Raw genomic sequence first — 18,390 nt, 5'->3', positions numbered from 1 at the left:
CTCAGCCCCCTTTAATCGCATTCAGTGGTTTAGCAAAAGCGGCAGGTAACGTATCAGATAAAATAATATCGTGACTGTTGCGCATAATATTCATATCAGTAAGCCACTTTTCAAACTCTGGCGCGGGGCGTGCGCCCAGTACTCGGCGCACATATAACGCATCATGAAATGAGGTGGTTTGGTAATTAAGCATAATGTCATCAGAGCCCGGAATGCCCATCACAAACGAGCACCCTGCGACCCCAAGTAGCGTAAGTAAGTTATCCATATCATTTTGGTCGGCCTCGGCATGATTGGTGTAACACACGTCGCAGCCCATCGGAATACCCAATAACTTGGCACAAAAATGATCTTCAAGCCCTGCGCGAGTAATTTCTTTACCATCAAACAAATATTCAGGACCAATAAAGCCCACCACGGTATTAACTAGTAGCGGATTAAATTTTCGTGCAACGGCATAAGCACGGGTTTCGCAGGTTTGTTGATCAAGCCCATGATGTGCGTTAGCCGAAAGCGAACTGCCCTGCCCCGTTTCAAAATACATCACATTATCGCCTACAGTTCCGCGCTTTAAACTCAGTGCGGCATCTTGTGCCTCAGCTAAGGTATTTAAATTAAAACCAAAGCTCGAGTTGGTTGCTTCTGTTCCACCAATAGACTGAAACACTAAATCAACCGGCGCTCCCGCTTCAATGCATTCAATCGTGTTAGTAACATGAGTAAGGACGCAGCTTTGGGTAGGAATTTCATATTTTTGAATCACCTCATCCATCAATGTCATCAACTTAATGGCCTGCGCTACGTTATCGGTTGCAGGGTTTATACCTATTACCGCATCACCATTACCGTACAAAAGCCCATCTAAAATACAGGCGGCAATACCGTTAATATCATCCGTAGGGTGGTTAGGTTGCAATCGCGTGGATAAGTGCCCTGGTAAGCCAATGGTATTTCTAAACGCACTGGTTACATGGCATTTTTTAGCAATTAAAATAAGATCCTGATTTCGCATTATTTTGCTTACAGCCGCAGCCATTTCAGGGGTGATCCCTTGCCTAACACTTGCCAACACAGCGGGAGTTGCAAAGTCACTTAATAACCAGTTACGAAAATCGCCTACGGTTAAATGAGCAATCGCCATAAATGCATTGGTGTCGTGATCGTCCATAATTAAGCGGGTTATCTCATCGTCTTCATAGGCAATCAGCGCCTCATTTAAAAACGTTTTAAGCGGAATATCTGCCAGTGTCATTTGCGCCACAGCTCGCTCTTGTGCTGAGCCTGCTATCACTCCTGCAAGACGATCGCCCGATCGCCCAGGGGTAGCCTTTGCCATTACTTCAGCCAAGTTTTTAAAATTGTACACCTGCGTGCCTAACGTATATCGGTACCTTTGCCCCATGATCTACTCCACATAACAACTAGTTCAAACCTTGGTACAGGTTTTGCTGACCTATAAGCTATAAATCAATTTTGTTTAGTTTCAAGAGAGCTTAATTCGTACCAAGACACTATCGAATTTTGGCAAATCATCATTTTTGGCTTTATTTCATATAGTTAACTATAGTTACTGGTGGTAACTTAATCTTAATAAAAATAAAAAAAGCAAAGAGTAACTCCATTATGACGCAGCAAGATTTAGCTAGCGCACCACAAAAGAGCATGGTGCATACCTAAGATATAGATGAGCAAGCGAATAACCTAACGCAGTGGCAGCAAAAATATGATCAGCTCAGTGAAGGGCGATTTTTTGGGCGTATAGAGAGCGTGGATTATTCTAATATTCATGCATTTGAAGAATACACAGAGCGTGCTCTTCACCAACAATGTGCAATAGCGCCGCAATCTATTTGGCTTGGGATCCCAAAGCAGTCTCAGCAGAGCAAAATTAATGGCTTAAATGTGGCAAGTAATCAATTTATGTGTCGAACCAGTGAGAGTAACTTTGAGCTTATTACACCTGAGCAGTTTAATATTTATGGTTTAGTAATAGACACGCAATCGTTAGAACATATGGCTCATATACAAGGGATATACTTAAAAAATATAACCTCTTCAGGTACTGAGCGACATACAACAAGCAACGCCATGTTAAAAAGTGCCCGGGGTATAATAAACAGTATGGTTAGCAGCAACGCTTTTGGCCTAAATGCCGATTTACAGCAAGACATGCTTAATATGTTGGCATTACATTTACTAAACGAACAGACTCCGTGTCAACGTATCGCTCCCAGTTATAAACACCGAAAAGCGGTGGTTGATAAAGTTAAAGAGTATGTAAATGCAAACCCACAAAGTAGCGTGACCATTACTCAGCTATGTGAGCTCACTTTTGTTAGCAGGCGCACGCTACAATACAGTTTTGAAAGTATTTTAGGGATTAATCCGCTGCGATTTTTACGTTTAACCCGATTAAATAACGTCAGAAGAGAACTAAAATTAGCAAAACAAGATAAGCCAATTTCTGTCATCGCAGCCAATTGGGGATTTTGGCATGCAGGGCAATTTACTAAAGATTACACCCAATTATTTGGTGAAAACCCTTCGCAAACACTAAGCAACCATGCTTCTTATTTGGCGAATTCTAAATCGATAATACACGGGTAAATAAGAGATGGGTGTCGTGGTTCGGGTGTCGGGCTAAGAGCTACGGGAAGAGCATTCCTGTTTTTATATTTTCTCATTAACCCTCACTCACTTCTCATTGTGCAAACATGTTTTAAGTGATTTATTCACAAAGAGGTTATGAGACGCTGCGCTGAAAGAGAAGGCTAAAGGCGCTAGGTTCTAGGGAAGTAACTAGGCGCTAGGTTGTGTTCGCTGCTCGTGACTCGAAGCCCGAAGCCCGAAGCCCGAAGCCCGCCTTATTTCAGCAAACACTTAGCTAACTCGCAACAAAAGCCCTATTTGATCGGTGCTATTTAAGCCGCGATTAAATAGGACTCTTGTCCTGCATGTTTGTTACTGCGTTTAAACGAGCCTTTGCCTTTTTTGGCTTTAACCACTTGCGGTTTAAATACTTTAGAGGTTACCAGTGCTGCCAATGCGTTGTGTTTTATCACACCGCGCCCAGTGTCTACTGCGGATTTGTTAACCGCTTTTGCTTTGCTTTTTTTCGCCATTTATTTTTTCCTATTAATAAAACGAGTATAACGAGGGATATATATCCCACTGTGTTATTGATGGCGATTGTATGCTTAATTTTCAAGCATGCAATCATTTTTAATGCTGTTTTAAATATATTTTAGCCATAAAAAAAGCGCCGTTTATAACGGCGCCTATTTAGCTTATAAAATTAAAAACTAAAGCTTACTTTTGCGTAGTAAGTACGACCATCAAAGCCATAGGGTACGGCACGTAACGGGTATTTAAATGCCCCATTTGAAATAGCGTTTAATACTTCATCATCGCCTAATTCATCCGGTGTTTCATCAAATACATTGTCTGCACCTACCGATAGAGCAAACATATCGTTAATTTGATAACTTACATTTAAATCCACTAATACGGCTGATTCTACCGTACTGGTTGCTTTAAATGAGCCATCTGTTGCAAGTTCAATATGGTCATTACCAAAGTACTTCACATCGGTTTCGCCAAAGTAATTAAAGCGGATCATTGAGCTGTATGAATCACGCTCATAATCAAACGTTAGCGTTGCACGTTCGCCCGGCTGCCCATCAGTTAAAAAACTACTTTGGATATCATCAAGTGCTACATTTTCAGGAATACCCGGTGCTGCATTAACACTGTCAATTTTAGTTTCGTTTAAATTACCGGCAAACGTAGCAGAGAAATTACCGTCATATAAATCAGTGCGATAGGACGCAATAATGTCAACACCCTGCGTTGTCGAATTCACTGAGTTTGAAAAGTAATTCGCTTGTACTGCCCCCGTTGCCTGTAGCGCGGCAACTGCATCAGGACTAAATGCCACATCATCAGCCGATAACAAGCTGCCCAGTGTAATACGGTCTTCAATTTCTACACGGTAAAAATCCACCGTTAACGATAAATCACTGGTCACATCATAAACAAAGCCTGCACTGTAGTTAGTTGATGTTTCAAGCTTTAAGTTATCAACGCCTAATGCAGCTGGAAATGCTGAGCCCGTTGTTGCGGTAAACGACTGGCTTAACGTGCCGTCAGAACCTAAGTTAGTGGTAAACGCAGTGTAACCGCTTTGCTGTAATGATGGCGCTCTAAAACCCGTTGATAACGCACCACGTACCGCAAAATCATCGTTAAATTCATAACGCGTGGCTACTTTACCAATTATGTCGTCACCCGCATTAGAGAAATCTTCGTAACGAAGTGCACCGCTAACATTCCACGCATCGGTAACCATGGTTTCTGCGTCAATATAAACGGCGTAGCTATCGCGATCACTTTTATTTGATGCTTCAGGGCGAAGGCCGTTGTAGGCTTGAAAACCACATTGTGCAAATTGATTCGGATCGTTCACTGATGGGTATGAAGTATCTGTGTTAGCAGTGCCACACGCGTATGAGGCTTCTTCACCGGGTACAATTTCATAGTTTTCTTTACGGTATTCAGCACCAATTGACACGTACACAGGCTCACTGCGGCCAATATCAACAATCCCGTTCACATCCGCGTTGAATGTTGTTTGGTCAAACCTAAAGCCACCCGAATACCCCTCAGTTGGTCCTGCATTTGCAGCAATATCGGCATCACTTGCACCTGGGTTATTAAATAAGTACTCAGCAGCATAAGAGGCATTTAATGTATTGCGTGAGGTAAAGTCGTATTGGTTTTCACCATATACCGCCGATACATCGTAATTCCAATCAGGGTTAATATCGCCTCTAAAACCAATTGAAACAGAGATATCCTGTGCTTCATTGTCTATTTGCGGTAAAAATCCATCGCTATAGACTTGAATCACGTTTTTAGATGCTTCGTTAAAGTTACGATAAAAGCCGTTACCTAGTGCAGTACGCTCAGAATAGCCACCAAATGAGTAAAGCTCGCCCTCACTCATTGGCAATGCCATATTGTAAAATACCGAAGTAAATTCACTTTCTGCATTACCTTGTCCCCAACGAACTTCGTCCGATAAGGTGCCAGGTGCGACATTAAGTGAACCTCCAGTATCTCGCTCGGCACGATTGGTTTTATCTGCATCGCGATACTCAAGCGATAAATTAATAAAACCACCTTCGTTGCCTAGTTCAAAACCACGATTTAAACCTGCAGAAATTGTTTCCCCATCGCCTTCTGCCGTTTCACCGTATTGCACATAACCTGTGGTTAAATCTGTTGAGTTATTAAGTGATAAATTGATAACCCCCGCAATCGCATCTGAGCCGTACTGCGCCGCCGCACCATCACGTAAAACCTCAACCCCTTTTAAAGCAATAAGCGGGATCGCATTCATATCAGTCCCCGCAGAGCCACCGCCCACGGTACTAGTTAAACCAAAAATAGATTGATTATGGCGGCGCTTACCGTTGACTAAAACCAGCGTTTGATCTGGCTGTAAACCGCGTAATGTTGCTGGGCGAAATAAATCGGAACCGTCAGAAACTTGTGTACGAGAAAAGTTAAACGATGGCGCTGTCGCTTGTAAGCTTTGCCCAAGCTCGGTAAAGCCGCCTTTGTTTAAATCATCCGCGTCAATTAAATCAATAGGTGATGACGACTCTGTTGCTGTTCGGTTAGAAACTCGCGACCCTAACACAGATATTTGTTCGATATTTTTTTCAGCTTTAGCAGGCGCTTCTTGTGCATTAACCATACTTGGCGCACTGAAAGCAAAAGCAACCGCTACAGCCAAGGTGTTTAAACGATATGTTGACATAATGATGACCCTGTTTTGTGTATTCTTATAATGTGTGTGGGGTATATTCCTGTATCCCATTGCCAACATCCTAGCAACATACACAAACAAAAAGAAACAAAAAATTTGATAAAATTAGCATAAGAATGCAAATAACTTTAAAAACAGGAAAATAACACCTATAAAAGCTCAAAATACAACCAAAGTAGCAATTTAATATCACACCACCCAAAGTTAATACAATGTTAATATTTAGGTTTTATTCATAATTAGTGAAAATAACGGTTTTGTATATTTTTCACTCTGAAATGAGCAAAAAACACACTCCAAATGAGGTTTTATGCGTTTTTTATAAGACTAAAGTAGATACTAAAGGTAAGAAAGGGTACTCAGAAAAAACTATACATAGGTAGTTATGTAGTACTGTCCATTTTTAAACAATATTTTATACAGGCCTATTTAAGAGGTATAACTATGCCAATCAAATTCACTAATTAGATGGCAAAGTATAGGGTCTACACCTTTTGAGTCACAGTATGCGCGTAACTGCATGGGGGAGTGTTTATCAAAAAGAATTTGCCTAACAATAAATAACGTATGATTAAGCGGAATTAACTCATTATCATCAGTGGCGGCTAAATCATGGCAACTCATTAATAAGCTACACATTTTCGTGTCGTATCCCCATAACTTTAAAACATAGGCCGAAATAAAGTTAGAACTAGCATATTCATCACTCACGGCTTTTTCATGCTCAAAAGACGCTTCACTTTCCCCTTGAGACAGCAAAATAATTTTGCCAACAAAACTCAATAATGCCACTGAAAATAATAGTTCTTGATCATGTAAGTTAAAACCTGCCTGCTTAGCAAAACGCTTAACACAACTAGCGTAATTCGCCGCTATATCCAATTGTTTCTCATGGATAGCCGAAGGAATAGACGATTCAAAATTTTTGGCAACTAATAAAGAAGTGGTGATAGCCATTAATATCGTTGTTCCGAGCCTCGACACAGCTTCATCAATTGACGATGTTGGCCTTACAAACCCAAGATAAGATGAGTTTGCAAGTTGCAACAATTTAGCAGTTATTATTGGCTCTTGAGAAACAACATGGGCAATGTCGTGTAAATCAAATTCATCGCTTTGTACTAACTCCCTGAGTTCTTTCAAAATAAGAGGATAAACAGGAAAGCTGATCATAGCCCCTAACTGCCTGCGCACATTAAAAGCAAAGGGTAACGACTTTAACGCCGCCACATTGTTAAAAAGTGCGGTTATGTCTGCCTCATTAAACGGTTTAGCAAGGTAAGCATGCACAACATTAGGTTGTCGCATCATGGTGCTCAATGTCATATCACCAGTAAGTAATGCTCTGACTGGGTAGGGGTTTTGTGAAGAGCATTGCTCTAAAACATCCAATCCATTCATTTGCGGCATTAAATAATCACTTAATACTAAATCTAAGTCTTGCTTAGTGTTTAGCAGCTGCCAAAATTCATCAATATCAGCGGTTGTCATTATATCAACCTCTGGATAGGCTCGATGAATAGTCCTTTGTAATACTTTTAATAAAAAAGCATCATCGTCTAATATGACGACCGCTATCGAACTCATTGCGCACCTTGAGAATTGAAATGGCTTAAGTAATTACAAAAATCATCCTGCTCTAAAGGCTCACTATAGTAATAGCCTTGTATGTAGTCACAGCCTAATTTTTTAATCATTTCGCATTCAAAGGCAGTCTCTACTCCCTCAGCAACAACTTTAAGATTTAGATCATGTGACATACGCGTAATATTACGAATCATACTTTGCATTGCTAAAGACGATTCAATATCAGTAATCAGCGCTTTATCCAATTTAACGCCATCTACTGGCAGCTTAGAAAGGTAGCCAAGTGATGAATAACCCACGCCAAAGTCATCAATCAATAGCCTAAACCCCAAAGCCCTTAGTCTTATTAATTGCTGTTCGCAGGTAGCAAAATCTTCGATTAAATAGGTTTCTGTTAGCTCAAAAATCAACTGTGATGGCTCTAAATTATCGCGATTTAAGCACTCGTTCATGTAGTCAATCCAGTCCGGATCATCTTTTAACTGTCTCGCAGATATGTTAACAGCCAACACATTCACACCTATATTGTTATCCCCCCAATATTTTAGTATTTTACAACTTTGAGAGATAACCCAGCGCCCTATTGATATAATTTGACCATCGCATTCAGCAATCGGGATAAAATGTGCAGGGGGAACCCAGCCATATTTAGTTGGCTCATACCAGCGAATAAGCACCTCAGCACTAAGTACTAGCCCTGTTTTAGTATCAACTTTTGGTTGAAAACGTAATGACAGTTCATCTTTATTTACCGCTGTTAATAATAAACGGCTTAACTCAAAGTTCTTTTTATAATCTGCGACCAACTGAGGGTCAAAGCGAGAACAAATACGCTGCTGATCACCTACTTGGTAATTCATCGTCAACTGCATTTGATTAACGAGCTCTTTTCCCTCTAAACTATCCTCAGGAAACAAACCATACACACCATAAAGCTGCACGTGGGCATCGGTATATTTACTAGGAAGTGCTTTTTTCAGATCATTCATCGCCTTATTTAGAACGGTTAAAATTTCACTATCAGATTTAATTTCAGGAACAAATAATACAAACCTATCGGCGCTCTTATGAAGAACTTTGATCGCTCTTTCTGATACGCCTTTTAGCACCTCCAGAACCAATTTTATAAGGTGGCTGCCATCTTCGCCCCCTAGCAAATCATTAATTAATTGAAATTGCGAAATACCTATATAAACGAGGGCATAACATTCTTTATTCGCTTCACACAGGGCTAAATGATGATAAAAATCAGACTCGTTAGTCACCACTGATGGTGTTCTGGTAAGTTGAAAAATATTACTCATACTATTTGAGTTAATTGATAGCTTCAAAAGTTGGAAAGCATCATCATTTAAACAACGCTCTATCATAACTTCTTCGCTTTTCGCTAGATCAGAGGCGCGTGCATAATTAATAAAAAGTGTACTGCTTTGCTTGTCAATAAAAGACTGGCTTACCGCTTTATTTTGAGCTGTATCTAAATAGGCGAGATGTTTGTTTTCATATAGATGAATATCAGGAATGATTTCAGCAGCAGGCGCATTAAAACGATTAATAATTCCGTTATTGTCTATCTCTATTAGGCCAGACATACTGCCCATTAATAACTGATCTCTTACTCTTTTAGCTCGGCGCTGTTCATATTTAACTTTTGCTTCGCTAATGTTCTCAAGTAACTCACTATCGACCCATGGCTTTTCTAAAAAACGAAATACCAATCCCTGATTTAATAACTCAACCACAGACTTAAAATCAGCATACCCGCTGAGCACTAAATTTACGCAATCGGGCCAATTAATTTTAACTTGGCGTAATAAATCAGCGCCGTTCATTTCTGGCATTCTAAAGTCAGTAATAATTATCTCAACTTGATTAGCCGCTAATATTTCAAGTGCCTCAAAACCACTGGATGCTGTTATTACATCATAACCAGAACGAACAAGTACTCGCTTTAAAGATTTCAATACATTAAGTTCATCGTCTACCAATAAAATTCGCAAAGCCACTATTTATACCTCAAATGAGTTTTACTTGTGCCTAGTAAATTGTTCACACAGCTCATCCATGTATCGTTACTTAATGATTTAAATAAATTCACATCAGCATGTTGTGCCTAAACACATAAGCAATAAAGTTATTTACTCGTAGCTATAATTACCTCGCTCAGCTAATGAGTGCCCTTTTAGGCCTCCTACATTAATCCAGTGTTTCTATACACTGATGAGGATATAAGTAATTAGCAACCTTATTCAGCTTTACCGGGGCTGAAAATGTCAATATCATTAGCTTGATTTTAACGCAACGCTAACATAAATTTAAACGCAGCACGACAAATAAAACTCGTGGGCAAAGGTGATATCGACTAATAATTAGCAGCTAAATTCATTCTATTTAATATATAGTCTAGAATAAATTCTAAGCGATTATTAATAATTAAAACATCCACGGTTGTGGCTATTGTTATTACCAAGGGGCATCTATGTTCGCCATTGATACTTTTCATACTCACGGCAGCGATATAGATAAATTTATCCAACCTGTTAGTCAGTTTACGAACAACAGCCCAGATTTACTGCTTGGGTTTGCTACAACCGATACCATTAAATACCTTTTTAATAACCAGCCAGGCTTTTTAAAAAACACTCACAATTGTTTAATCATCTCTTCGTGTCTTGGGTCATCAACCGACCAAACCCTATCATTAAATGAGCAAAGTATTAGTTTATTTTCGATTATAGACTCAAATGGGCATTATGGTGTTGCTAGTTGTAATGCAACCGATAACCTAAGAGAAAATGCCGCTCAAACTGTACTTAAAGCCATTGCTAATGCAGGCCAAGCAGGCCTCGCCCCAAAAATGGTCTGGTGCTTTCAAGTCCCAGGTAATGAGGAGCTGGTTTTGCAGGGAATTCAAGATGCTATCGGGCAGCGTATACCTGTTTTTGGAGGAAGTTGCGCCGACAACGATATTTCTGCCAAGTGGTGTTTTAGCGATACTGAAAATGTATACCAACAAGGTTTTATTATTGCGGTGTTATACCCCAGTGTAGAAACATTCGGCTTTTATAGTTCAGGCTACGATAAAACCGACCAGCAAGGTACAGTGACAGACGTGGATGGTCGTTTATTAAAAACAATCGATAACCGGCCCGCGTTTGATATTTATAATCAGTGGCGAAAAAACATAGGTTTAAACGCCTTAACTTCAGGAAATATCCTTGCTCAATCAACAATGACCCCATTGGCAAGCGCCCTTTCTTTAAATGATGAAATCCCCCGATTACTGTTAAGTCATCCAGCGGTAGCAAAAAATGGGGCGCTAGAGCTATTTTCGAACCTACATGTTGGCGATACGGTTTACCTTGCCTCAGGAAGCCCAGAGCAACTAATTAAACGAGGTGATATGGTTGTCACCTCATTAACTAAATTGGCAGAACTCCATGCCATAAAAAATATTACCGGCGCCATTATTATTTTTTGCGGAGGCTGTATGCTGTCAATTAAAGACGCCATGCAAGAAGTAAAAGAGTCTATTGCAGCACAACTACCCAACACCCCATTTATTATGGGCTTTACTTTTGGGGAGCTCGGCACATTCAGCGATTCAACAAGTAAACATGGTAATTTAATGATTTCATGCGAAATCTTTGGTGGCCCTGAATGAGTAGCAATGAAATACTGTTAGAAAAGCTACACTTATTACAAGTTCATAATTTAGCACTTGAAGAAAACCGTGCCTTTAATAGCCTGATCTTAAATGGCTTAGATGCCATTTTAAAGAACGACAAAACTGAAACCTTACTCACTGAGTTTTTTGATATTTTGCAGCAAGCCATTGCTTTTTCTGCGGCTATTTTAATTAAAATAAACCCCAGCAATGAAACCACGACGTTAATTACAGCATCGCACCCACAAAGTGATGAAATAATTACCCAACTCAAAGCACTAAATAAACCCAATAGAAACATTAAAAATGTATTTAACTTACACCAACTTCATGATTGGCAAGTAACTGATCCTTTTTGGCATTCGCAGCAGGCAATGCTCACCACCCCAGTAAGTACCAGTACAGAAAGCTACCAGCTCTATATTTTTTCAGAAACAATTGGCGCATTTAATCAGCACGATATTACTTTAATGCAACGCTTTGTCAGCTTTGCAGGGAATACAATTTCACAATTTGAAAAACGAAATTTACTTGTTAAACAAAAAGAAATGGAAGAAAAACAAAGTAACATTGAACAAGTGTTAATCAACTCTGAAAAAATGGCTTCGTTAGGGCAAATGGCGGCAGGCGTTGCACACGAAATAAACAACCCTTTAAGCTACATTGTCAGTAATATCCAAAATTTGGCTTACAACCTTGAGCAATTTAGTCATTTAATTAACGCACTCAAAGCAGAAAAAGCCATAGCGCAGCAAACATTAGCAGATACGCTACAACATTATCAATTTGATGAATTAGAAACAGACTCAAGCGATATCATTGCTGAAATGACTGAAGGGGCTGATCGTGTTAAGGAGATTGTTCAAGGATTAAGGCAATTTGCTCATCCGGATCAAACCCAAATTGGCGATATTGATATAACAGAGCTCATTGATAACACATTACGTGTTGCCTGGAACGAAATTAAATACAACGCCAACGTTGAAAAACACTACGACACAGAACCCGTTATCATCACAGGACGTTCGACCCAGCTCTCTCAGGTATTTTTAAATTTATTTTTTAACGCCGCTCAAGCCATTTGCGACAAAGTCGGTGTCATCAGTATTACCACTAAAGCCGATAAAAAAAATGCCTATATAACCATTGCCGATAATGGCAGTGGAATTGATGAGGACAAATTAAATAAAATTTTTGACCCTTTCTATACTACAAAACCAATAGGCCAAGGCACAGGGTTAGGGCTAGCTATAAGTAAAGCAATTATAGAGCAACATAGTGGCCAAATTCGAGTTGAAAGCCAGTTAAACCAAGGCACTGCTTTTTATATTACGTTACCTAAAAAGCCCACATTAACTGACGACGTACTGACCATATTACATGCCAACAAACAAATTGAGTAAGCTATGTCACACTCTCGATTTTGCTTAGATTCGATTTTATTTAAATAAGTACTCATCTAAATTACAGAGAATTACAGTAAAAATAGATGCAAACTACAACACAGCGTTACCTTATTTAATCCTAACAACAATGATTTGCGTATTGTTCAAATACTATACTTGGAACGGCTTAAATAAATCAGTTGTTTACAACCAAAGCTTAGACTAAATTTAGCCATACAACTCACTATCTTATTGGTAAAAAAATGACGGACATTGATGTATTAGAGCAATTAAATGAACAGCCGCCGAGCATTTTATGCCTAGATGATGAGGCTAATGTACTCAAATCTTTAGTCCGACTTTTACGCCAATATAAATTTGATGTGAGTGTTTCAACCAGTGGCCATGATGCACTTGAAAAAATGCAAAAAAAACAGTTTGATGTCGTCATCAGTGACATGCGTATGCCACTAATGAGCGGTGCTGAGTTTTTAGCTAAAGCAAGAAAAGTTGCCCCCGATAGCCAGCGTATTTTGTTAACTGGTTTTTCTGATTTAGAGTCAACAATTAGTGCTGTTAATGAAGGAGGCATTCACGCCTACGTGCAAAAGCCTTGGCAAAACGATCACTTAATTAGCGTTATCCAATCAGGCGTCGAAAAGTTTAGACTCAAAAAGCAAAATGAGATTTTACAGCGCCATGTAAATCAGCAAAATGAACAATTAAAAGAGCTGAATACTAACCTAGAGCAACTCGTCGACAAGCGGACAAAACAAATTAGAAGCGTATTAAAAAAACTTGAAGTCGCTAATGAAAGTGAAAAACGAGAGCACCAATCTACTGTTGAACTGCTTTATAATTTTATCAATGCAAATCCTTATCTCGATGGTAAAAGAGCAGAAAATATAGCCGGTACATGTACTCAAATAGCGCGTTACCTTAACGTATCGCAAAAAAGCATTGAACTTGCGCCTATTGCGGGGTATTTGGCTCAAATTGGTTTACTTGCTATGGATCCTGAGCTTTACAACAAACCCATTAACGAGCTTAATGAAGTTCAAAGAAAAACGTTTTACACCCACCCAAGTATTTCACAATTAATGCTCATGCCTGCGACTCATTTAAGCGATGTGTCTGATGCAATTTACCACCAATTCGAACGCTACAATGGCCAAGGTATTCCCAAAGGACTTGCTAAAAACGATATTCCCATTGGTGCTATGGTGCTCAGTGTTGCTCGTGACTATTGGGAGGGTTACGAGCAAAGTGAGCCGCTACTGACAACAAAACAACGCCATCAATTTGCGCTCAATAGTATTAAATCAAACAGTGGCAGCTTATATCATCCGCGTATTGTCGATGCACTTGAAGCCAGCCACGCTAAACTCATTACCTCTGACAGCTCTATTGGTTCAATAAAGGTGATGAGCGCACAAGAACTCGAAGAAAATATGATATTGGCAAACTCACTGCACAGCCATACAGGTATTATGCTTTTGCCTAAAGGACATATTTTCAATACGAAATCGATTGTTAAGCTACAACAACTCGAAGCTAAAAAGCCGACCCCATTTAGAATTATGGTTAAAATGGCTAAATGATTGATCTAAAATACTCTTTTATTCGTTATACTAAGCCTAAATAGATACCTCTAAATCCATTGCTTGAAGGAGCACAACGTGTCGCGATTTTCTGCCGTTACCGACAATCCCCACGACGGGCGTTTTAACCAAAAAACGGGAATACTTCTGACCAACTTAGGTAGCCCCGATGCCCCAACAGCAAGTGCATTGCGTATTTACTTACGTGAGTTTTTGTCAGACCCTCGTATCGTAGAAATACCGCGTATTGTGTGGATGCTTATTCTGCATGGCATCATTTTGCGTATACGCCCAAAGCGCTCAGCTAAATTGTATAAAAGCATATGGACTGAAAATGGCTCACCACTGACCCACATTACACGCCAACAAAGCATTAAATTAAATGCCTTATTAAAACAGCACGGCTATACCAACACCGAAGTGGTTATGGCGATGCGCTATGGTAATCCATCAATCGAAGCGGGCCTTGAAGAGCTCAGAGATAAAGGCTTAACCCGCATTATTGTGTTACCACTTTACCCACAATATTCAAGTCCAACCACAGGCTCAACATTTGATGCCGTGGCAAATGTATTAAAAAAATGGCGCTGGGTGCCAGAGCTACACTTTGTAAATGGGTATCACAAAAACCCAACCTACCTAGAGTCGCTTGCTAACAGCATTAGCGAAGATTTAGAAAAACACGGCATGCCACAAAAAATGGTGTTTTCATATCATGGTATGCCTAAACAGTTTTTAGATAATGGCGACCCCTATCACTGCCTATGCCAACAAACCACCCGTTTAGTGGTAGAAAAGCTAGGCCTAGATAAAAACAAAGTGATCACCACCTTCCAAAGCCGTTTTGGTAAAGCTGAATGGTTAAAACCTTACACAGATGCAACTCTTGAGAGCTTACCTGGCGAAGGAATTAAAGATGTGGCTATTATCAGCCCAGCCTTTAGCGCCGACTGCCTAGAAACACTTGAAGAATTGGAAGGTGAAAACCGAGAGATTTTTGAAGAAGCCGGCGGCGAAAAATACCGTTATATAGCAGCGCTTAACGACCGTGACGATCACATAGACGCCATGTTTGATGTGTTAAAACCAATGCTATAAAACGGGGACAGCAGCGGTTAGGTTTTAGCTGTCAGCGATCAGCAAGAGATCAGCTAAGTGCGGTGATCGACTGTAGGCGTGAGTTTACCTCGCGCGCACAGTACCAAACCCGTTGCTCGACACCCGATCCCCGCACCTAACACCTAAAATCTGCTCTTAGCTCTTACGTGTCACCATTAACGTGAGTGCTCCTGCTATTATCCCCCAGCATGCAGAGCCGACTGACCATAACGTTAAATCAGAAGCCGTAACTAAAAAGGTAATAATGGCCGCCTCTGTATATTCAGGACTGTGCAAAGACTGCTGCAAACTATTAGCGATGGTGCCAAACAGTGCAATACCCGCTAACGCCAATACCAGTGCTTGCGGCAGGCTTGCTACAATTGCCACTAGCATTGCAGCACACAGCGCCATAATAATGTAAAACATCCCACCAGCAATGCTCGCCCAATAGCGCTTATCAGGGTCTTTATCGGCCTCTTCGCTCATACAAATAGCAGCCGTAATGGCCGCTAAATTAATTGAATAAGTGCCAAATGGCGCGGTTACTAAATTTATTAACCCGGTCACAGTTAATGACGATGATATTGGCGCTTTATAGTTATGCGCTTTTAAAATAGCGAAACCGGGTAAGTTTTGTGAAGTCATAGTTACTATATACAAAGGAATACTAATACTTATAAATGCCTGCAAACTAAAGCTTGGTGCAATATAAGCAAAGCTGCTTGCCTGCCACTGCACGGTGCTGGTATCGATATTTCCCATATACCAGGCTAAAAATATACCCGCTAACAATACACTTAGCATTGCAAACCGAGCAAAAAAGCGCTTGCCAATAAAGTACACCACCACCATTAAACCAATCACTAATGGCAAGTCGTTCATAAAGTTAAACACATCAATACCAAATGTGACTAATACCCCCGCTAACATAGCACAGGCCAGTTCACTGGGAATACGGTTCATGATTTTTTCAAACCAACCGGTAATGCCAGATACCAATACCAATAAGGCTGATAGCATAAATGCGCCTATCGCTTCATGTAAGCTGTAGCCCTGGGCACTTGAGATCAGTAATGCTGCACCGGTGGTCGACCATGCAATTAAAATGGGCACCTTATAATAAAACGACAGCACAATAGACGTACCGCCCATTACTAGCCCCAGCATTAATATCCAGCTTGCCACAAGTTCAGGTGTACCACCTAAGGTGATCACCACTTGATAAATCAATGCAATAGAACTTGAAAAACCAATAATGACCGCAACAAGTCCTGCCATAATTCGACTAAGTAACTGATCAGTCCCTGCCATAATTCCCTCTTTTAATAGGTGTTTAACGATACAACATACTTTGCCTATTTATACTTTGCAATTAGCCCTTTGAATAATGAAAAATGATCACGTTACTAAAAAATTTTATTGGTCAGTTTTACTTGTCAAAATCTGTGTGATTTAAAAAACACGCACGTACCCAAAAATATGCCACAGGGTGCACCATTACTACAAAAAAGCCATCCTATTAAACCAAAAAAGCATACCTAAAAAAGGTAAAGCAAATACTTACAATAAGTTATAAAAAAAGCAATTACCACTTTATGATTACAATTTAAATTTGATCTAATTCTTTTTTTAAGATAAAACTTAACAATTAGTTCACCATTTAACCTAAAAGAGAAACAGATGAAACGTTACATTGTTTTAACTATCGCTATTCCTTTGTCTGTATTTGCCTTGTATACGCTGCTTAATGATCAGAAAAAAACCGATGAGGTAGAAGCGCCCATTGCTATTGATATCGTTCCTGTTGATTCTGAGTTTGCAAAAAAAACACATAACCCATCGCCCATTGATATGAGTAAAGACCCTATTGCAGCAAAACCCGCTAACATTGAATCAAACGTACCTTCAAACTCATTTGACGCAATTAATAAACCTTCAGCAAAGGCTAAAGAAATACTTAAAGCGGCAAAAGTACTGCCAACCGATTTACAAAATGAAGCCTACATAGAATTTGATCTAGCGGCGCTAAAAACCCTCAAAACGGGTGATAATTTTGACCTTGCAATACCACAAACCGCAGAAACCTACAGCGCTGAAATAACCAATGTAACCCATGCCAGTAACGGCGATAAAAGCATTGTTGGTCAGGTTATTGGGGCCAATGGCGCAATGCACACCACCATATTAACCGTTGGCAATGATGCGGTTTACGGTCAATTTACAGCCCCAAGTGGTAATTATGTTTTTGAAAGTAAAGGTCAATATGGCTGGATTGCAGCTAAGCGTGACCTATATAAAACACATATAGAGCATCAGGTTGGTGAACCTGCACCAAAAAATGCGGATGACACAGACCCATTTGCACCTCGTGCTGAAAACACGCCCTCTTTTTAAACAAACCTGTCAACGCAGGCAACAAGACCTAGCAGTAAACACTGCAATCGTAAAAAGTAAGGAAATACAACAATGAAAAAAGTAATTTCAACAGCCGCTATTGCAACGGCGCTATGTGCGGCCAGCACAGTGTCAGCAGAAACCATTGATATTGGTATTTTATATACCGATCAATCTGCAGCAGCTACCAGTAATATCAATACCAAAATTAATCAGCTTATTGCTTTTAGTAACCAGGTATACAGCCAAAATGGCGTTGACATTACGCTACGTTTAGTTGGGACTCAAAATTTAGGTGACTATGCAGTAACCCCTTCTGAAGATTGGTTAAATGCCGTCACAAATAGTAGTTACGTAGATGGTTTACGCAATGATTGGAAAGCCGACATGGTTGCCGTACTCGGTACAGGCCAAAGTGCAGGTAACGGTTTAATTTCATGTGGCTTAGCATGGGTTGGCCAAGGCACAAATGGTAATTTATACAGCTCAATGAGCAGCCGCATGTACTCAATCACCGCAATCGATTGTGGAGCCACAACCTTTGTTCATGAGCTTGGTCATAACCAAGGTTTAGCGCATTCACGTAAGCAAGGCGATACAGCCGGTGGTGTATACGTTGATGGTATGGGGCACGGTGTACAAAATGAATTTGCCAGTATTATGGCCTACCCATTTGTATTTGGCAGTGCAACGCAGTACGACTATTTCTCAAACCCTAACTGGAGCGTAAACGGTATCCCATTTGGGGTGACCAATCAGTCGTACGCCATTCGTACCGTTACCGACACAAAAACCAGTATCGCTAACTTTAAATAAGCTCAA

13 protein-coding genes are annotated in these 18,390 nt (G+C 40.1%); 7 read left to right on the top strand and 6 right to left on the bottom strand.

Translation table 11 applies throughout. The features are described from left to right. Window position 1: 1 nt before the first annotated feature. Entirely contained in the window at window positions 2–1,402 is a 1,401-nt protein-coding gene (locus tag PISS_RS16410; protein ID WP_028834301.1) for an ethanolamine ammonia-lyase subunit EutB, read from the bottom strand. A 278-nt stretch (window positions 1,403–1,680) separates the two neighbouring features. Here PISS_RS16410 and PISS_RS16405 point away from each other — a divergent pair, with 278 nt between their 5' ends. Next, window positions 1,681–2,607: a helix-turn-helix domain-containing protein gene (locus PISS_RS16405; protein WP_335337944.1), complete on the top strand. Its 927-nt coding sequence runs from the start codon at window positions 1,681–1,683 to the stop codon at window positions 2,605–2,607. Between the two features lie 314 nt (window positions 2,608–2,921). Here the strand turns inward: PISS_RS16405 and arfA are convergent, their stop codons facing one another. The 4 genes from arfA to PISS_RS16385 all read right to left on the bottom strand — a co-directional run bounded on the left by arfA (window position 2,922) and on the right by PISS_RS16385 (window position 9,426). Further along, window positions 2,922–3,122, bottom strand: a complete 201-nt coding sequence (gene arfA / locus PISS_RS16400; RefSeq protein ID WP_013462885.1) for an alternative ribosome rescue factor ArfA — start codon at window positions 3,120–3,122, stop codon at window positions 2,922–2,924. 173 nt (window positions 3,123–3,295) lie between these two features. Next, on the bottom strand, window positions 3,296–5,824 hold the full coding sequence (locus PISS_RS16395) for a TonB-dependent receptor plug domain-containing protein (RefSeq protein ID WP_033103516.1): 2,529 nt from the start codon (window positions 5,822–5,824) through the stop codon (window positions 3,296–3,298). Window positions 5,825–6,262: 438 nt separating this feature from the next. Continuing rightward, complete coding sequence (locus tag PISS_RS16390) at window positions 6,263–7,420, bottom strand: HDOD domain-containing protein (protein ID WP_058155696.1); 1,158 nt, start codon at window positions 7,418–7,420, stop codon at window positions 6,263–6,265. Beyond that, window positions 7,417–9,426 carry an EAL domain-containing response regulator gene (locus PISS_RS16385; protein WP_058155694.1) on the bottom strand — a complete coding sequence of 670 codons (2,010 nt, stop codon included), beginning with the start codon at window positions 9,424–9,426 and terminating at the stop codon, window positions 7,417–7,419. The genes PISS_RS16390 and PISS_RS16385 overlap by 4 nt, the downstream gene beginning before the upstream one ends. 473 nt (window positions 9,427–9,899) lie before the next feature. Here PISS_RS16385 and PISS_RS16380 point away from each other — a divergent pair, with 473 nt between their 5' ends. The 4 genes from PISS_RS16380 (at window position 9,900) to hemH (ending at window position 15,171) form a co-directional block, all read left to right on the top strand. Further along, entirely contained in the window at window positions 9,900–11,084 is a 1,185-nt protein-coding gene (locus PISS_RS16380) for an FIST signal transduction protein (protein ID WP_058155692.1), read from the top strand. After that, a complete protein-coding gene (locus PISS_RS16375) occupies window positions 11,081–12,490 on the top strand; it encodes a sensor histidine kinase (protein WP_058155690.1) in 1,410 nt (469 codons plus the stop codon). The genes PISS_RS16380 and PISS_RS16375 overlap by 4 nt, the downstream gene beginning before the upstream one ends. A 245-nt stretch (window positions 12,491–12,735) precedes the next feature. Further along, complete coding sequence (gene nosR, locus PISS_RS16370; RefSeq protein WP_024602599.1) at window positions 12,736–14,073, top strand: response regulator c-di-GMP phosphodiesterase, NosR family; 1,338 nt, start codon at window positions 12,736–12,738, stop codon at window positions 14,071–14,073. Window positions 14,074–14,151: 78 nt separating this feature from the next. Beyond that, window positions 14,152–15,171, top strand: coding sequence for a ferrochelatase (hemH, locus tag PISS_RS16365; protein WP_013462876.1), 1,020 nt, complete (start codon window positions 14,152–14,154; stop codon window positions 15,169–15,171). Window positions 15,172–15,327: 156 nt separating this feature from the next. On the opposite strand, the gene PISS_RS16360 is transcribed toward hemH, so the two are convergent. Beyond that, entirely contained in the window at window positions 15,328–16,485 is a 1,158-nt protein-coding gene (locus tag PISS_RS16360) for a benzoate/H(+) symporter BenE family transporter (protein ID WP_036955364.1), read from the bottom strand. Between the two features lie 369 nt (window positions 16,486–16,854). Here PISS_RS16360 and PISS_RS16355 point away from each other — a divergent pair, with 369 nt between their 5' ends. Both PISS_RS16355 and PISS_RS16350 read left to right on the top strand, forming a co-directional pair. Further along, window positions 16,855–17,568, top strand: coding sequence for a hypothetical protein (locus PISS_RS16355; RefSeq protein ID WP_013462874.1), 714 nt, complete (start codon window positions 16,855–16,857; stop codon window positions 17,566–17,568). Window positions 17,569–17,640: 72 nt separating this feature from the next. Further along, window positions 17,641–18,384, top strand: coding sequence for a M12 family metallo-peptidase (locus PISS_RS16350; RefSeq protein ID WP_024602595.1), 744 nt, complete (start codon window positions 17,641–17,643; stop codon window positions 18,382–18,384). Window positions 18,385–18,390: the final 6 nt, after the last annotated feature.

This window comes from Pseudoalteromonas issachenkonii (assembly GCF_002310795.1).
Lineage (GTDB): Bacteria > Pseudomonadota > Gammaproteobacteria > Enterobacterales > Alteromonadaceae > Pseudoalteromonas > Pseudoalteromonas tetraodonis.
Note: the sequence above shows the minus strand (reverse complement) of the source record. Positions and strands in the feature narration are given on the sequence as shown.